Source organism: Fundidesulfovibrio agrisoli (assembly GCF_022808715.1).
Classification (GTDB): domain Bacteria; phylum Desulfobacterota; class Desulfovibrionia; order Desulfovibrionales; family Desulfovibrionaceae; genus Fundidesulfovibrio; species Fundidesulfovibrio agrisoli.
Window position 1 is genome coordinate 21,676 of record NZ_JAKZKX010000012.1, and the last position, 14,016, is coordinate 35,691.

The following is a 14,016-nucleotide window of genomic DNA, read 5'->3' on the forward strand; positions in this document are numbered from 1 at the left end:
GAGGACCCCCATGATCCAGGCGGGCGACACCGCATTCGTATTGATCAGCGCGGCTCTGGTGCTGCTGATGACCCCGGGCCTGGCCCTGTTCTACGGCGGCATGGTCCGGCGCAAGAACGTACTGGGCACCATCATGCAGAGCTTCGTGATGATCTCGCTCGTGAGCATCGAGTGGGTCTACCTGGGATACTCCATGAGCTTCGGGCCGGATGCGGGCGGCGGCTACATCGGCACGCTGGCCTGGGCGGGCCTGGCCGGGGTGGGCGCGGCCCCCAACCCGGACTACGCCCCCACCATCCCCCACGCCGTGTTCATGATCTACCAGTGCATGTTCGCGGTCATCACCCCGGCGCTTATCACCGGCGCTTTCGCCGAGCGCGTGCGCTTCAGCTCCTTCGTGGTGTTCAGCCTGCTGTGGACTGTGCTGGTCTACAACCCGGTGTGCCACTGGGTCTGGGGCAACGGCGGCTGGCTCAAGGAGATGGGCGTGATGGACTTCGCGGGCGGCCTGGTTGTCCACCTCACCTGCGGCGCGGCGGCCCTGGCCTCGGTGATGATCATCGGCTCCCGGCGCGACCACGGCAAACGCCAGTTCTTCCCGCACAACCTGCCCATGACCCTGCTGGGCACCGGCCTGCTCTGGTTCGGCTGGTTCGGCTTCAACGCGGGCAGCGCCCTGGCCGCCGACGCCGTTGCGGGTTCGGCCTTCGTGGCCACGCACCTGGGCGGCATGGCGGGCATGGCCATGTGGACCGTGATGGAGTGGCTCTACCAGGGCAAGCCCACCACCCTGGGCGCGGCCTCCGGCGCGGTGGCGGGCCTGGCCACCATCACCCCGGCCGCCGGGTTCGTGGGCCCCAACGCGGCCGTCATCATCGGCCTGGCCGCCGGGCTCTGCTGCTTCTGGGCCGTGGTGCTCAAGAGCAAGCTGCACTTCGACGACAGCCTGGACGTTGTGGGCATCCACGGACTGGGCGGCCTGCTGGGCACGCTCATGGCGGGCCTCTTCGCCAGCAAGCAGGTCAACCCCGCCGGAGCGGACGGACTTTTCTTCGGCAATCCCGCGCAATTGGGCATCCAGGCCCTTGGCATAGCCATCGTGGGCGCGTATGCTTTCATCGTCAGCTACGTCATCCTCAAGGCCGTCAACGCGGCCATGGGTCTGCGCCTCTCCCCGGATCAGGAAGGTGTCGGCCTGGACGTGGCGGAGCACAACGAAGCGGCATACGGCGAATAGCCACCCACTACCGAGCAGGGCAAGGAGCAGGCCATGAAGAAAATTGAAATCATCACGCGCCCCTATAAGACCGAAGACGTGAAGCAGGCCCTCACCGCCGTCGGCGTGAAGGGCATGACCGCAGGTGAGGTGAAGGGCTTCGGACGCCAGCGCGGCCACAAGGAAATCTACCGCGGCGCCGAATACCAGGTGGATTTCGTGCCCAAAGTGAAGATCGAGGTGGTCGTCTCCGACGAGCTGGCCCCCAAGGTCGTCCAGGCCGCCCGCGAGGCCGCCCTGACCGGCGAGGTCGGCGACGGCAAGATCTTCATCTCGCCCGTGGACGAGGTGGTGCGCATCCGCACCGGCGAGACCGGGGACGACGCCATCTAATCTCCGCCCTGCGCATAGTTGCGAAAGCCCGCTCCGGCCTGTCCGGGGCGGGCTTTTTCGTGCGCAAAGGCAGCCAAGCCGATTGACGCCCAGTCAGGCCGCCCGGCGAGGGTCGCCCGGCTAGGGCCTGTACGCCACGCTCATGGACGCCCCGGGGCGGATCCAGCCGTCGGTAAGGGTGTTCAGGAAGGCCACGATGCCCCTGACCTGCATGCGGCACATCCCAAGGCGGCCCATATCCGTGCGGTTCACGTTCTCGGCCACTTCCGGGGCGCGCCAGCAGGGGCGCGCCGAGGCCGCGCCGCCCTCGGGGCAGGGGGGGAGCATGTCGCGTGTGTTGTAGAACCAGACTATTTCCTCCAGGGTGCGGAACACGCCGTTGTGACCGTAGGGGGCAGTCCTGGCCACGTTGCGCAGGGTGGGCACCTTGAACCTGCCGCGCTGCAGCCCTTCGGGGTCGGCGGCCCTGACGGCCTCCACGCCGCCCAGGCCCAGGTCCGCCTTGGCGGACGCGCCGCCGGGCAAGGCCAAATTTTTCGGCAGCCCCAGGTTGTGATAGCTGAAATCGGTGAACACCGGCGGCGACAAGCTGCCATCGGGCGCGCGCCCCGGCTGCGCGGTATGGCAGTTGGCGCACCCGGCCCCCAGGAAGAAGCGGTAGCCCATGAGCTCCATGCGGTTCAGGCTGGCCTGCCCGGCCAGCCAGGCGTCGAACTTGGAGGTGAAGGCGCAGACCTCCGCCGAGCGCTCGTAGGCCGCGATGGCCTGGGCCATCCTGTCGAACACCTCCTGGGGGGATGCCTTGGCGGGGTCCATGCCATAGACGCTCTTGAAGGCCTGGACGTACTCCGGCCTGGAGGCCAGCCTTTCCCCGACCACATCCTTGCCGGGCATGGCCATCTCCACGGGGTTCATGGGCGGGCCGCCCGCCTGCTCCTCCAGGGTCTTGGCCCTGCCGTCCCAGAATTGGCCGCCCACGTAGCGGCGCGCGGCCTGGTCCCAGGTGAAGCCGGGGCTGTAGGCGGCATAGGCGGCGCTGGGGGCGTTGCGGCCGCCGAACATGCCGGGGTTCGTGCCCTCGGATACGGGGAGCCGGAAAGGATCGGCGGCGTTCTTGGGGTCGGCGAAGCCCGCGTCCGGGTGATGGCAGCTCTGGCAGGACTGGTTGCGGTTGAGCGAGAGGTCCTTCTCGCTGTAGAGCATCCTGCCGAGCGCCTGCTCCGGCGTGAGCCCGTTCGCGGCCTCCGTGCTGAAGGCCGAAGACGCCTGTCCGCACAGCAGACAGGCGACAATGAATGCAGAGAGCGTTGTTCGCCGCATGGCCGCGACCTCCCAGGACAGCTTCCGTCCGTTGAGCGGGCCTGCAAGCGTCGCAGCCCGCCAGACGCACGGTCCGGTCCCCATGTGGAATGCGCTGTTGCGCGCGGCGGCGCGCCTGACTGGTTGACCCGCCACGCGGGGAGGCTGCCGCCACCCTTCCCCTATGCCACATTCTTCCGCGAAGTCCAGGGAATGGCGCGAATATGAGCCGCAGTGGGCGGCGCGGCGGGAAGGCGGCCTAGACCCTGGGTTTGGGCCTGCAGGCCCCGGTGCAGCAGCCGCCGGAGAGCATCTCGGAGTAGGCGAAGAGGATGCGCCGCTCGCGCTCGGCCCGGGCTTCCTCAAGGGGAGCGGCCGGATGGGCCGCGGCCAGGGCGGCCAGGTCGGCGTGATAGGGGATGGCCCGCAGGCCCTCGCCCAGCACGGCGCCGGTGCCGGATGCCGCCAGCACGGCGGTCTTGGTGTCGGTGGTCAGCACCAGGGGCGCGGGGGGCACGTGCAGGCGGGCGGCGGCCAGGGCTTCGCGGAGGTAGCTGCCCGGCTCGCCCGAGCAGAAGATCACCAGCATCAGGGGCGCTCCGTCCGGACCGAGGACGGCCAGATCCACCATGCGGGTGTAGTCCTGCCCGTCGACGGGGAAGCAGACGCCTATCTTTGGGGAGAGGGAATCGCGGGGGTAGCCGCGCTCCTCCACCAGCATGCGCGCCAGGCCCTGGCGGTAGATCTCGTAGGAGGTCTCCTCCAACTCCTCGCCGGTGAGGTAGTCGCGGATGACGGTGCCCAGGGATTCTTCGTGCATGGCGGGTTCCTCGCTCGAAACATGGAAAAAGGCCGCCCGGTTGGGCGGCCTTGGAGGATAGCGTGTTGCCCATGTATGGGCAAGGAGGGGTCAGAGTGTGGCAGCCTTGGCGGCCAGTTGAAGGATCAGGTTCACCGCTTTGGCGACCTTTTCGATGAGGCCCGCCACTTCTTTGTACTGCCCGTTGCGCTTCTTGATTTCCTCGCAGGTTCTGTTCAGTTCGCTGGTGCTGGTTTCAAGCACCCCAGTCGAGGCATTGAACTGCTCCGCCACGAGCTTTTCCTCTGCATGCAGGAACAAGGTGGCAATGGTAAGAAAGCGTCTCCTTTCCGCAAATGTGTAAGAACCATTCCGGGCCATTTCGTTGGCCTTCGCAACCAGCTCACTCAATTCGTTTATTGCGTCGTCCACTTTCGACATATGACTTCCCTCCCCGGGGATTTCTATTTCGTGGGCGCGGCCTTGAGGGCTGCGATCTGGGCCGAGAACTGCTCGATGAACGCCGCCTGGGTTGTGATGGTCTCAACCATCTGCGCCCAGGTTTTGATGTTCTTGTAATCCTTCGCGTAGGCCACCAAGGCATCGAAGGATTTCCGCACACTCCCTATGACCAACTCCGGCCTGTTGAGCCTGGCCGAAACGAGCCGTTGCGCTGCGAGATTGATCTCATCCAGGTATTTCTGGCGGGTGGTACGGCTCATCTTCGTCCTGCGAACCTCCTCGTAGACCATAACGACCTGCGTAAGTTCAGTATCGCAGCGGTCCACGTATGCCTTGCCCAGACCGGCGAGGTCCGACTCAAGGAAGTTCAGGATTGAGGTCACTGAAGGTTCAGACTTGATGATGAAATCGGCCACATCCTTGTCGCGCGCGAGTTCAAGCCCCTTCTGAGCCAGTTGTGCAATGAGAGAGACCGGCCCTGCGTATTTCCCAACTGTAGGGTCGCTGGGAGCCGCCGCATTAATCGTAGCGACGAGTCTGTCCATGTTGGCGCCCAAGGCGTTGATCCCGGCGGCCGTCCGTGCCGGTGCGTCGCTCCCCGCCAGATCGGACAGGCGTTGCGCAAGCAGCCCCAGGGCGTTCAGGGCATCAAGCCGAGCCTGGATGCCGGCGGGTGAGAATACCGCATGGACAAGCGGGGTATACTGTTCGTCCTTGCCCTCGCCCACCTTTTCAACGACGCTGAGCGTAGGATCGTTAAGACGTTCATTCAGATAGGCGTCGCGCGCATGCTGATTGAGGTTGCGGTAATACGCCTCCAGCACCGCCGTCGATTTGGCCACGCTTTGCTGGTAGTTCGCCAGCGGTTCCTTGAATTTGGCCGGGGCGCAGCCCCCGGCGAGAAGGCCGAAGGCCAGACAAAACACAAACCCAGCAGCAAGACGGTTCATATACGACCCTCCTCCTGACCTTGGTCTGTTCAAAATGGTACATCGCCTGGGATCGAGCGCGGGGTATCCGCAAAAGAAAGTTTTCCGTCACATGTATTGTAAATTATCGCGAGACGGTCAACGAATCGCACACAATATACAACAAACTGATACAAATTAGCACTACAGCTCACCTGTGCCGCGCGCATGAACATGTTGAATTACGCGCGCATCAGCGCACCACAGCGCATACTTTGCACAACGGTACTCCCTAATAACTATCCGCACCAAGGGCACTACATTTGATCGACTCTCCAAATCCGTACCGCAATCGCCCGTTTACGGCTTCATTTCGCGATTCTGGTCTAATCCCGCTTGCGCAAACCATCGGATTATGGATTATGAAAGCTGGTGTTCCCGCGCTTCGAAAGACCGGCCCGGCTCGAAACGCCCCAAGCGGCCGCCATGCGGCTGTCGACTTGGCTCCGCATTGCTGATAGTGCGCACCGGTTCCCTGGTTCGGCCAGGGAGCAAGCCCGGCTCAGGGACGCGGACGCCATGCAGTAGCACGCACCGCCGTCAGACTGTTCATGACTCACCCTCCTTGCGGCCGGATTTTCTGGAAGTTGGACGTCGCCTCGGATTCAGGCGTGGACGTATCCCGGCGGTACGGATTTCCCGGACCAAATGCGGACCGGGCCGTCCGGCAATTCTTCAAGTGTGCGTAATACGAGTTTTCTTACATACAGGCGGTCAACACCATGCCGAACCCACGTTGCGAAGCCATCTCATCCTTTCTGGTCATGGACATCCTGGAACGCGCCTGCGCCTTGGAGCGCGAGGGCAACGACATCATCCACCTGCAGATCGGCGAGCCTGACTTCGACACCCCGGAACCGGTCAAGGAGGCCGCGGCCAAGGCCGTGCGCGACGGGCACACCCACTACACGCATTCCCTTGGCCTGCCCGCGCTGCGGGAGTCCATCTGCGCCTATTACGAGCGCACCTACGGGGTGAACGTCCACCCGGACCAGGTCCTGCTGACGCCAGGCACCTCCCCGGCCATGCTGCTCACCTTCTCGGCCCTGATCCACCCCGGCGACGAGGTGCTCCTGGCCAACCCGCACTATGCCTGCTACCCAAACTTCATCACCTTCGCCGGGGGCAGGGTGCGCCGCGCCGACACCCGCGCCGAGGACGGCTTCCAGTTCACCCCCGCCAGCCTGGCCCCCTGCCTGGCGGACTCGCCCCGCGCGGTGGTCATCAACTCGCCTGCGAACCCGGCGGGCACCGTGATCCCCGACGCGGACCTCAAGGCCATCTGCGAGAGCGGCGCGCTGCTGGTATCGGACGAGATCTACCACGGCCTGACCTACGAAGGCCGGGCCGCCAGCGCCCTGGAGTTCACGGACAACTGCTTCGTGCTCAACGGGTTCTCGAAGCTCTGGGCCATGACCGGCTGGCGGCTGGGCTGGGTCATCGCGCCCAAAAAGTACATGCCCGCCCTGCAGCGGCTGCAACAGAACTTCTTCATCAGCGCGTCTTCCGTGGCGCAGTGGGCGGGCATCGCGGCCCTTGAGGAGTGCGGGCAGCATGTGGCGGCCATGGTGGCCGAGTACGGCAAGCGGCGCAGGGTGATGCTCGACGGGCTGGCCAAACTGGGGCTCAAGGCCCCGGTGGAGCCGACGGGCGCGTTCTACGTGCTGGCCGACGCCAGGCACATCGGGCAGGACAGCCTGGCCCTGGCCCGCGACATCCTGGAGAAGGCCCACGTGGGCGTGACCCCGGGCATCGACTTCGGCCCCGGCGCGGAGGGATACCTGCGTTTCAGCTACGCCAATTCGGTGGAGAACATCGAGGAAGGCCTGGCGCGCCTGGGGCGCTACCTCAACAACCGCTAGGCGCGGCTTCCGCAAGCTGGCGGGCCAGCGACGCCGCGCCCCAGAGGCCCACGTTCTGGTCCCGCACGAGGCGCACGCCCACCCCGGCCATGAGCTCCGGGTGGGTGTGGCTGGCGCGGAATTCCCTCTCGAAGGCCCAGTGGGTCAGAAACAGCGGATTTTTGGCCGCCACGCCGCCAGACACGTACACCCCGCCCCGGGCCACCACTTCCAGCACGTAGTCCCTACAGGCCCGGCCCAGGAAGCGGGCGAACCACTCGGTGGTGGCGTCCGCCGCGCTCAAGGAGGCGGCCACCTGGGCCGGGGCGAGATTTTCGCCCGTAAGGTAGCGGTGAAGCAGCGCCAAGCCCGACCCGGAGACGACCGTCTCCCAGCGGACGTAAGGCTCGCCCGTGAGCCTGAGCACGAAATCCTGGAACAGCCGTTCCTCCCCGGCGTTGAACGGGAAGGCCGCGTGGCCGCCCTCCGAGCCCCCCACCACGAAACCGCCCCGCCCGTCCGGGATCAAGGTCGCCTTGCCCAGGCCGGTGCCTGGGCCGATCACGGCCTGCGTCTCGGCGGTGTCCACGGCCCCTGGCAGCACCGGGTCGGACTGCTCCACGCCCAGGTGTCGGCAGCCGTGGGCCTGGGCGGTGAAGTCGTTCACCAATTGGCTCGCCTGGGGCAGCAGCTCCGGGGAGAGCTGGTCGAGGTCCAGGAGGTAGGGGATGTTGGGCGGCACGCAGGAGCGCCCCTGCCGCACCGGCCCCGCAACGGCCAGCACCGCCGCCGCGGGCGCGGGGAGGTCCCGCCCCAGGGGGGCGAGGCCGTCCAGCGCGGAGCGGATCAGGGCCTCGAACCCGCCTGCCGCGGCGCTGGGCAGCTCCACGCGGGCGGCCATGGCCAGGGATTCCCCGCCGATGGTGAAAAGGGCGAACCGGCCGCTGGTGCCGCCGATGTCCGCCGCCAGGACCGTGGCCCGGCAATGGGATGCGCTGGCAGTAACCATACCCCCTCCTAGGCCAAAACACCCGCGCGGCGCAACCGTGAACCACCGCGCCGACTGCGCGGCGCCCGGCGCGGCGTGTGCGCTGTTGTCAAAACGGCCGGTATCTGGGAAACACGTCCAACACCGAAGCCCCGGAGGCAACCATGCGCATGCGCGCCCTTTCCGTCACGCTCTTCTGCTTCACGATCCTGGCCGCTTCAGCGGTTCAGGCCGAGCCAGTCCACTACAAGCAGCTCATCTCCATGCTCACGGTCAGCCTGCCCGGCTGGACCCCCGGCGAACCCACCGGCCAGACCGTGCGCTCGCCGCTGGAGGCCAGCGAGGCCACCCAGGAGTTCACCAAGGGCGAGAGCCGCATCGAGGTGGCCGTGTTCGACGGCGGCCCGGCCATGGGCGCGGCCATGGGCGCGGTGAGCCAGGTCGAGATGGAAAGCCCCGAGCAGACCGTGAAGCCCCTGACCCTGAAGGGCTTCAAGGGCGCGGTGTACACCTACCCCAAGGAGAACGAGGCCGACCTGGTGCTCATGGTGCCGCCGCGCTTCGCGGTGACCGTGCACTCCTCCGGGACCACGGACGTGGATCTGCTCAAGAAGGTCGCCGAGCAACTGGACCTGTCCAAGCTGGCCGCCGCCGGGAAGTAGCGATGGGCAACGTCGACGAGATCCTCAACTATGTCGAGGTGGACGCCCTGCTCTCCTGCGCGGGGCAGCCCCGCGCGGAGGATTTCGCCGCCCTGGGGGCCGGCGGCTTCAAGGAAGTGATCAACCTGGCCACGGCGGCCTCCACCGGGCACCTGCCCGACGAGGCGGAGCTGTGCGCCGGGGCCGGGATGGGCTTCACCTGGCTGCCCGTGGCCTGGGACGCCCCCACCCTCCAGGATTTCGAGGCCTTCCGGGCCTGGCTGGCCCCCCGCAGGCAAACCAAAACACTGGTGCACTGCGCCAAGAACTGGCGCGCATCCCTGTTCGTGGCGCTCTACCGCGTGCTGGAGGAAGGCCTCTCCCCGGACGCCGCCTGGGAAGAGGTGCTCTCCGTCTGGGAGCCGGACGGCGCATGGACGGGCCTGGCCAGGGCAGTTCTCAGCCGCGCGGGATCGCCATTGCCTGAGGGCCTGAAAAAGTAGGCAGCGGCCCGTCCATCCGCACCCGGCACCTCCCTGGAACCCGGCATTTCCCGCTCGCCCCGCGAAGCAATAAGGGATTCCAAAGGGATGAAATCCCTTTGGCCGCCGGAGGCCTCCCCTCCACCTTCTCCCTCCGTCATCTGCCTTTGGACGACAGACGCCCCTTACCCCAGCTTCACCGCCAGGGTCATGCCGTCGCCGATGGCGGTGAGGCAGGCGTCCACGCGCCTGTCGTTGCGCATGCGCTCGTTGAAGGCGCGGATGGCCAGGGTTTCCGGGTCGTTGTTGTCCGGGTCCACCACGCGGCCGTACCAGAGGGTGTTGTCCACCGCGACCACGCCGCCGGGGCGCACCAGGGCCAGGCACTTGTCGAAATAGTTCTGGTAGTTGCCCTTGTCCGCGTCGATGAAGGCCATGTCGTAGGTTCCGGCCAGCCCGGCGTCCAGCAGGCTCTCCAGGGTGTCCAGCGCCGGGGCGATGCGCAGGTCGACCTTCTGCTCCACACCGGCCTCGCGCCAGTAGCGACGGGCCACGTCGGTCCAGGGCACGGAGACGTCGCAGGCGGTGATGCGCCCATCGGGCGGCAGGGCCAGGGCCACGCACAGGGCGGAATAGCCGGTGTAGACCCCGATCTCCAGGGTGCGCCTGGCCTGGGTCAGCCGGGCCAGCAGCATCAGGAAGCGGCCCTGCTCCCAGCCGAGGCGCATGTGGGCCTTGACGTCCTTCGAGGTCTCCTCGGCCAGGCGGGCCAGGATTTCGGGTTCCTTGGTCTGCATGGCCCGCACATAGGCCACCAGCTCCTCCGTCATGTCGAGCGGCTTCGTGGTCATGGATGCTCCCGTTCTTGACAAGGACTTCTTCCTGGGTTCTCTAGCACCTCCGCTTTCTGGAGGAAACAGCCTTGAACGACGCCGCCTCATTCCTGCTCACGGGCCTGACGCTGGGACTGGCCGCCGGACTGACCCCGGGGCCGCTCCAGATGCTCATCTGCGCCCAAACCATCACCCACGGCCCGCGCGAGGGAGCCAAGGTCGCCCTGGCCCCCCTGTTCACGGACCTGCCCGTGATGGCCTTGTGCATCCTGGTGCTGGAGGCATTCTCCGGCCAGAAATGGCTCATGGGGCTGGTTTCGCTGGCGGGCGGCGTGGTGGTGCTGCGCTTCGGCTGGTATTGCCTGCGCTCGGGGCCGCTCAACCTGGCCCCGCCGGGCGGGGGCGCGGGCTCCTGGCGCAAGGGGCTGGCCACCAACATATTGAACCCCAAAATGATCGTGTTCTGGGGCACCGTGGGCGCGCCCACCATCCTGATGGCCTACGCGGCCTCGGCAGGGGCTGCCGCCGCCTTCCTGCTGGGGTTCTACGCCCTGCTCATCGGAGTGAACCTGGCCCTGGCCTGGCTCACGGCGCGCTTCGCCGCCTTCCTTGCTGGCAGCGGATACGTCTGGACCATGCGCGTGCTCGGCCTGCTGCTCTGGCTGGCGGCGGCGCAGCTGGTGTGGGACGGCCTGGGCCGCCTCGGCCTTGCCTAGCCCCGCCCCACAGGCTACAAGATCGGTCTCCATCATCGAAATCCGAGGAACTCCCATGCCCCATCACAAGCCCTACACCGTGGCCCTGGTCCAGATGGCCCCGGCCGACACGCCCGGGCGCTCCATAGAGAAAGCCGCGCAGCTCTGCTCCGAAGCAGCCGCCAAAGGCGCGAAGATGATCTGCCTGCCGGAGCTCTTCGCCACGCCCTATTTCTGCCAGAGCGAGGACCACGCCTTCTTCTCCTTGGCGGAGCCCATCCCCGGGCCCACCACCATTGCCCTCGGCAAGGCCGCCAAGGCCGCCGGGTGCACCATCGTGGCCCCGCTGTTCGAGCGCCGCGCCGCCGGGCTCTACCACAACTCCCTGGCCGTCATCGGCCCGGACGGCGAGATCAACGGCGTCTACCGCAAGATGCACATCCCCGACGACCCGCTCTTCTACGAGAAGTTCTACTTCGCCCCCGGGGATCTGGGCTTCAAGCGCTTCGACACCCCCGTGGGCCCCATCGGCACCCTCATCTGCTGGGACCAGTGGTACCCCGAGGCCGCCCGCCTGACCGCCCTGCGCGGCTCGCACATCCTGTTCTACCCCACGGCCATCGGCTGGCACCCCTCCGAAAAGGCCCAGTACGGCGTGGAGCAGCGCGACGCCTGGATCACCATCCAGCGCGCCCACGCCATCGCCAACGGCTGCTACGTGGCCGCCGTGAACCGCGTTGGGCACGAGGTGCCCGAGTGCGGCGGCGACGGACTGGAGTTCTGGGGATCGAGCTTCCTCTGCGGCCCCATGGGCACCATCCTGGCCCAGGCCTCCATGAACAAGGAAGAGACCGTGCTGGCCGAGGTGGACCCCAAGCTCGTGGACACCACCCGCACCCACTGGCCCTTCCTGCGCGACCGCAGGATCGACGCCTACGGGCCGCTGGAGAAACGATTCATCGACGAGTAAGACAAGAACGGGGGGAAACCTTTTGTGAACAAAAGGTTCTCCCCCCGGACCCCCCTTCCAAAAAACTTTAGTCCGCTTCGCGACGGTCGAGCGAGGCCCATGCAAAGCGGAACGGGAGTCCAGAGGGACGAAGTCCCTTTGGCCGCCGGAGGCCCTCTTCCATGACCGCAGCACCGTCCGCCCCCCTCGCCTTCCGCCTGCCCGCCGAGTGGGAGCCCCACGCCGCCACCTGGCTGGCCTGGCCCAAGAACCGGGAGGACTGGCCCGGCAAGTTCCACCCCATCGGCTGGGTCTACGGCGAAATCACGCGCAAGCTGGCCCGCTACGAGACCGTGCGCGTCATCGTGGACGACGCCGCGCAGGAGGCCAAGGCCCGCCGCATGCTGGAGAAGGTGGACGCCAACCTGAGGAACGTGCGCTTCCACCACATCCCCACGGACCGGGGCTGGACCCGCGACATGCTCCCGGCCTTCACCGTGGACGCGGCGCGCGCCAAGGCCAGGGCGGTATGCTTCGGCTTCACGGGCTGGGCCAAGTACCCCAACCACCTGCGGGACGCCCAGGTGGCCCGGGCCGTGGCCCGCGAGCTGGGCCTTGAGAGCTCTGCGCCCGAGCTGGGCGGCAGGCGCGTGGTGCTGGAGGGCGGCGGCATCGACTGCAACGGCCAGGGGGCCATGCTCACCACCGAGGAGTGTTTCCTGGACCCCATCACCCAGACCCGCAACCCGGGCATGAACGCGGCACAATACGAGGCCGTGTTCCGCGAGCACCTGGGCGTGACGCAGACGATCTGGCTGGACCGGGGCATCGCGGGCGACGACACCCACGGCCACGTGGACGACCTCTGCCGCTTCGTGGCGCGGGACAAGGTCCTGCTGTGCAGGGAGAACGACCCGGCCGACGCCAACTACCGCATCCTGGAGGAAAACAGGGAGCGCCTGGAGGGCGTGCGCCTGGAGGACGGCTCCAGGCTGGAGGTCGTGCCCCTGCCCATGCCAGAGCCGCTCTCTTTCGACGGCGTGCGCGTGCCCGCCAGCTACGCCAACTTCTACATCGCCAACGGCACCGTGCTGGTGCCCACCTTCAACGACCCGCAGGACCGCACCGCCCTGGGCATCATCGCGGAGTGCTTCCCGGACCGCGCGGTCACGGGCATCCACGCCGTGGACCTGGTCTGGGGCTTCGGCACCCTGCACTGCCTCACGCACGAGCAACCGGCGGCCGGCAAGCACAAATAGAAAAGGGGGGCCAAGGCCCCCCTTTTTCGTGTGCGGATTCGCTGGGGATCATTTCTCGCCCAGCAGGGCCGCGCGTCCGGCCATGCTGGTCAGTTCCACGGCCACCTCGCGCATATTGTAGTAATAGCTGAAGAACCGCATCACCACCTCCAGGGTGTAGCCGGGCAGCACCCGCTCCATGCGCAGGCGGGAGAGGGCGTCCTCGGCCTCGCCGATGGCCCGCACCACATCCTCCACGGGGCCGGGGTGCCTGTCCGCCCCGATGGCCAGGGCCAGGCGGGTCATGGCCGTAATGGTGGTCTGGGCCAGCAGGTCCATATCCCTGGCCACGAAATCGTGCAGTTCCTCCAGTTCGTCGTGGTGCACGGCGTGCTCCATGGAGAGCAGGTGCTCGGCGATGCGCTCCGTGAAGTTGAAGAGCGACACCGTGATCTGCTCGCGCACGGCCAGCCCGGCGGGCTCGCGCTTGGCCTCCTCCAGCAGGAGGTGGTTGCGCTCTCGCGTCTTCTCCAACTGGGCGATGGCGGCGGCTTCCTCGCCGGGGTCGCAGTCCTGCCCGCGACGGCAGGAGAGCAGGATGGAGTACAGCGCGGCCTCGTCGTGCAGGGCCCGCACCACGCCCGCCCTGAGCTGCCGCCCGGCGCGGGACGGCCAGACGAAGGCCGTGAAGAACAGCGCCACGCACACGCCCACCGTGATCTCGAAGAAGCGCGCGAAGGCCACCCAGGCGATGGAGTGCCCCTGGTTGCCCATGAGGATGACGATGGCGGCGGTCATCCCGGCCATCCGGAAGGACTCGTGCAGGTGGATGAAATAGGCGCAGACCAGGATGCACAGGCCCATCTCCAGCCCCAGGGCCAGGGGGTGGGTTCCCATGAGGCCCAGGGCCAGCGCGCCCATGGCCGCGCCCAGGGCGGTGCCTATGATGCGGTTCACCCCGGCGCGCAGGGAGCCGCCCAGGTTGGTCTGCATGACCACGATGACGCTGACCACGGCCCAGTAGCCCTGTGGCAGGTTCAGCAGTTCGGTGACGGCGTAGGCGGCCACGGCCGCGCCCGCCGTCTTGAGGCCGTGGCGGAAATGTGACTGATTCGGTGTGGGGAATTTCATACAAAGTCCGTGCAATCGGTGAAACACCGGCGTTTCCGGCGCTGGGTGCAGTATGGTGCTTCCCGCCCGGCAGTCAATGGA

15 protein-coding genes are annotated in these 14,016 nt (G+C 67.1%); 8 read left to right on the forward strand and 7 right to left on the reverse strand.

What is annotated here, in order from left to right:
* Positions 1–10 precede the first annotated feature (10 nt).
* Both MLE27_RS10345 and MLE27_RS10350 read left to right on the forward strand, forming a co-directional pair.
* On the forward strand, positions 11–1,237 hold the full coding sequence (locus tag MLE27_RS10345) for an ammonium transporter (protein WP_279355780.1): 1,227 nt from the start codon (positions 11–13) through the stop codon (positions 1,235–1,237).
* Between the two features lie 33 nt (positions 1,238–1,270).
* Positions 1,271–1,609 carry a P-II family nitrogen regulator gene (locus MLE27_RS10350; protein WP_243311996.1) on the forward strand — a complete coding sequence of 113 codons (339 nt, stop codon included), beginning with the start codon at positions 1,271–1,273 and terminating at the stop codon, positions 1,607–1,609.
* A 120-nt stretch (positions 1,610–1,729) separates the two neighbouring features.
* Here the strand turns inward: MLE27_RS10350 and MLE27_RS10355 are convergent, their stop codons facing one another.
* The 4 genes from MLE27_RS10355 to MLE27_RS10370 all read right to left on the reverse strand — a co-directional run bounded on the left by MLE27_RS10355 (position 1,730) and on the right by MLE27_RS10370 (position 5,119).
* A complete protein-coding gene (locus MLE27_RS10355) occupies positions 1,730–2,929 on the reverse strand; it encodes a cytochrome-c peroxidase (protein ID WP_243311997.1) in 1,200 nt (399 codons plus the stop codon).
* 238 nt (positions 2,930–3,167) lie between these two features.
* Positions 3,168–3,728 carry a type I restriction enzyme HsdR N-terminal domain-containing protein gene (locus tag MLE27_RS10360; RefSeq protein WP_243311998.1) on the reverse strand — a complete coding sequence of 187 codons (561 nt, stop codon included), beginning with the start codon at positions 3,726–3,728 and terminating at the stop codon, positions 3,168–3,170.
* 90 nt (positions 3,729–3,818) lie between these two features.
* A complete protein-coding gene (locus tag MLE27_RS10365; protein ID WP_243311999.1) occupies positions 3,819–4,148 on the reverse strand; it encodes a hypothetical protein in 330 nt (109 codons plus the stop codon).
* A gap of 23 nt (positions 4,149–4,171) precedes the next feature.
* Positions 4,172–5,119 carry a hypothetical protein gene (locus MLE27_RS10370; RefSeq protein ID WP_243312000.1) on the reverse strand — a complete coding sequence of 316 codons (948 nt, stop codon included), beginning with the start codon at positions 5,117–5,119 and terminating at the stop codon, positions 4,172–4,174.
* A 740-nt stretch (positions 5,120–5,859) separates the two neighbouring features.
* Between MLE27_RS10370 and MLE27_RS10375 the strand changes: the two genes are divergently transcribed.
* Positions 5,860–6,999 carry a pyridoxal phosphate-dependent aminotransferase gene (locus MLE27_RS10375; RefSeq protein WP_243312001.1) on the forward strand — a complete coding sequence of 380 codons (1,140 nt, stop codon included), beginning with the start codon at positions 5,860–5,862 and terminating at the stop codon, positions 6,997–6,999.
* Here the strand turns inward: MLE27_RS10375 and MLE27_RS10380 are convergent.
* The gene (locus MLE27_RS10380) at positions 6,986–7,987 is read right to left on the reverse strand and encodes a glucokinase (protein WP_243312002.1); all 1,002 of its coding nucleotides are present in this window, start codon (positions 7,985–7,987) and stop codon (positions 6,986–6,988) included. The two genes, MLE27_RS10375 and MLE27_RS10380, sit on opposite strands and share 14 nt — an antisense overlap.
* 143 nt (positions 7,988–8,130) lie before the next feature.
* Here MLE27_RS10380 and MLE27_RS10385 point away from each other — a divergent pair, with 143 nt between their 5' ends.
* On the forward strand, positions 8,131–8,628 hold the full coding sequence (locus MLE27_RS10385) for a hypothetical protein (RefSeq protein WP_243312003.1): 498 nt from the start codon (positions 8,131–8,133) through the stop codon (positions 8,626–8,628).
* 2 nt (positions 8,629–8,630) lie between these two features.
* Positions 8,631–9,110 (forward strand): protein tyrosine phosphatase family protein, encoded by a 480-nt coding sequence (locus MLE27_RS10390; RefSeq protein WP_243312004.1) that lies wholly within the window; start codon positions 8,631–8,633, stop codon positions 9,108–9,110.
* 164 nt (positions 9,111–9,274) lie between these two features.
* Here the strand turns inward: MLE27_RS10390 and MLE27_RS10395 are convergent, their stop codons facing one another.
* Complete coding sequence (locus tag MLE27_RS10395) at positions 9,275–9,940, reverse strand: O-methyltransferase (protein WP_243312005.1); 666 nt, start codon at positions 9,938–9,940, stop codon at positions 9,275–9,277.
* 71 nt (positions 9,941–10,011) lie between these two features.
* On the opposite strand from MLE27_RS10395, the gene MLE27_RS10400 reads away from it, so the two are divergent.
* From MLE27_RS10400 to MLE27_RS10410, 3 genes are all read left to right on the forward strand, one after another.
* Positions 10,012–10,638, forward strand: coding sequence for a LysE family translocator (locus MLE27_RS10400; protein ID WP_243312006.1), 627 nt, complete (start codon positions 10,012–10,014; stop codon positions 10,636–10,638).
* A gap of 55 nt (positions 10,639–10,693) precedes the next feature.
* Positions 10,694–11,587, forward strand: coding sequence for a carbon-nitrogen hydrolase (locus MLE27_RS10405; protein WP_243312007.1), 894 nt, complete (start codon positions 10,694–10,696; stop codon positions 11,585–11,587).
* Positions 11,588–11,748: 161 nt separating this feature from the next.
* The gene (locus MLE27_RS10410; protein WP_243312008.1) at positions 11,749–12,825 is read left to right on the forward strand and encodes an agmatine deiminase family protein; all 1,077 of its coding nucleotides are present in this window, start codon (positions 11,749–11,751) and stop codon (positions 12,823–12,825) included.
* 48 nt (positions 12,826–12,873) lie between these two features.
* Here MLE27_RS10410 and MLE27_RS10415 read toward each other — a convergent pair whose 3' ends face one another.
* Positions 12,874–13,935 carry an FUSC family protein gene (locus MLE27_RS10415; RefSeq protein WP_243312009.1) on the reverse strand — a complete coding sequence of 354 codons (1,062 nt, stop codon included), beginning with the start codon at positions 13,933–13,935 and terminating at the stop codon, positions 12,874–12,876.
* Positions 13,936–14,016 lie beyond the last annotated feature (81 nt).

What these genes read in the sequence shown, in the direction of transcription:
- MLE27_RS10345 (WP_279355780.1), top strand. Translation starts at nt 11, where the DNA reads ATGATCCAGGCGGGCGACACCGCATTCGTATTGATCAGCGCGGCTCTG.
- MLE27_RS10350 (WP_243311996.1), top strand. Translation starts at nt 1,271, where the DNA reads ATGAAGAAAATTGAAATCATCACGCGCCCCTATAAGACCGAAGACGTG.
- MLE27_RS10355 (WP_243311997.1), bottom strand. Translation starts at nt 2,929, where the DNA reads ATGCGGCGAACAACGCTCTCTGCATTCATTGTCGCCTGTCTGCTGTGC.
- MLE27_RS10360 (WP_243311998.1), bottom strand. Translation starts at nt 3,728, where the DNA reads ATGCACGAAGAATCCCTGGGCACCGTCATCCGCGACTACCTCACCGGC.
- MLE27_RS10365 (WP_243311999.1), bottom strand. Translation starts at nt 4,148, where the DNA reads ATGTCGAAAGTGGACGACGCAATAAACGAATTGAGTGAGCTGGTTGCG.
- MLE27_RS10370 (WP_243312000.1), bottom strand. Translation starts at nt 5,119, where the DNA reads ATGAACCGTCTTGCTGCTGGGTTTGTGTTTTGTCTGGCCTTCGGCCTT.
- MLE27_RS10375 (WP_243312001.1), top strand. Translation starts at nt 5,860, where the DNA reads ATGCCGAACCCACGTTGCGAAGCCATCTCATCCTTTCTGGTCATGGAC.
- MLE27_RS10380 (WP_243312002.1), bottom strand. Translation starts at nt 7,987, where the DNA reads ATGGTTACTGCCAGCGCATCCCATTGCCGGGCCACGGTCCTGGCGGCG.
- MLE27_RS10385 (WP_243312003.1), top strand. Translation starts at nt 8,131, where the DNA reads ATGCGCATGCGCGCCCTTTCCGTCACGCTCTTCTGCTTCACGATCCTG.
- MLE27_RS10390 (WP_243312004.1), top strand. Translation starts at nt 8,631, where the DNA reads ATGGGCAACGTCGACGAGATCCTCAACTATGTCGAGGTGGACGCCCTG.
- MLE27_RS10395 (WP_243312005.1), bottom strand. Translation starts at nt 9,940, where the DNA reads ATGACCACGAAGCCGCTCGACATGACGGAGGAGCTGGTGGCCTATGTG.
- MLE27_RS10405 (WP_243312007.1), top strand. Translation starts at nt 10,694, where the DNA reads ATGCCCCATCACAAGCCCTACACCGTGGCCCTGGTCCAGATGGCCCCG.
- MLE27_RS10410 (WP_243312008.1), top strand. Translation starts at nt 11,749, where the DNA reads ATGACCGCAGCACCGTCCGCCCCCCTCGCCTTCCGCCTGCCCGCCGAG.
- MLE27_RS10415 (WP_243312009.1), bottom strand. Translation starts at nt 13,935, where the DNA reads ATGAAATTCCCCACACCGAATCAGTCACATTTCCGCCACGGCCTCAAG.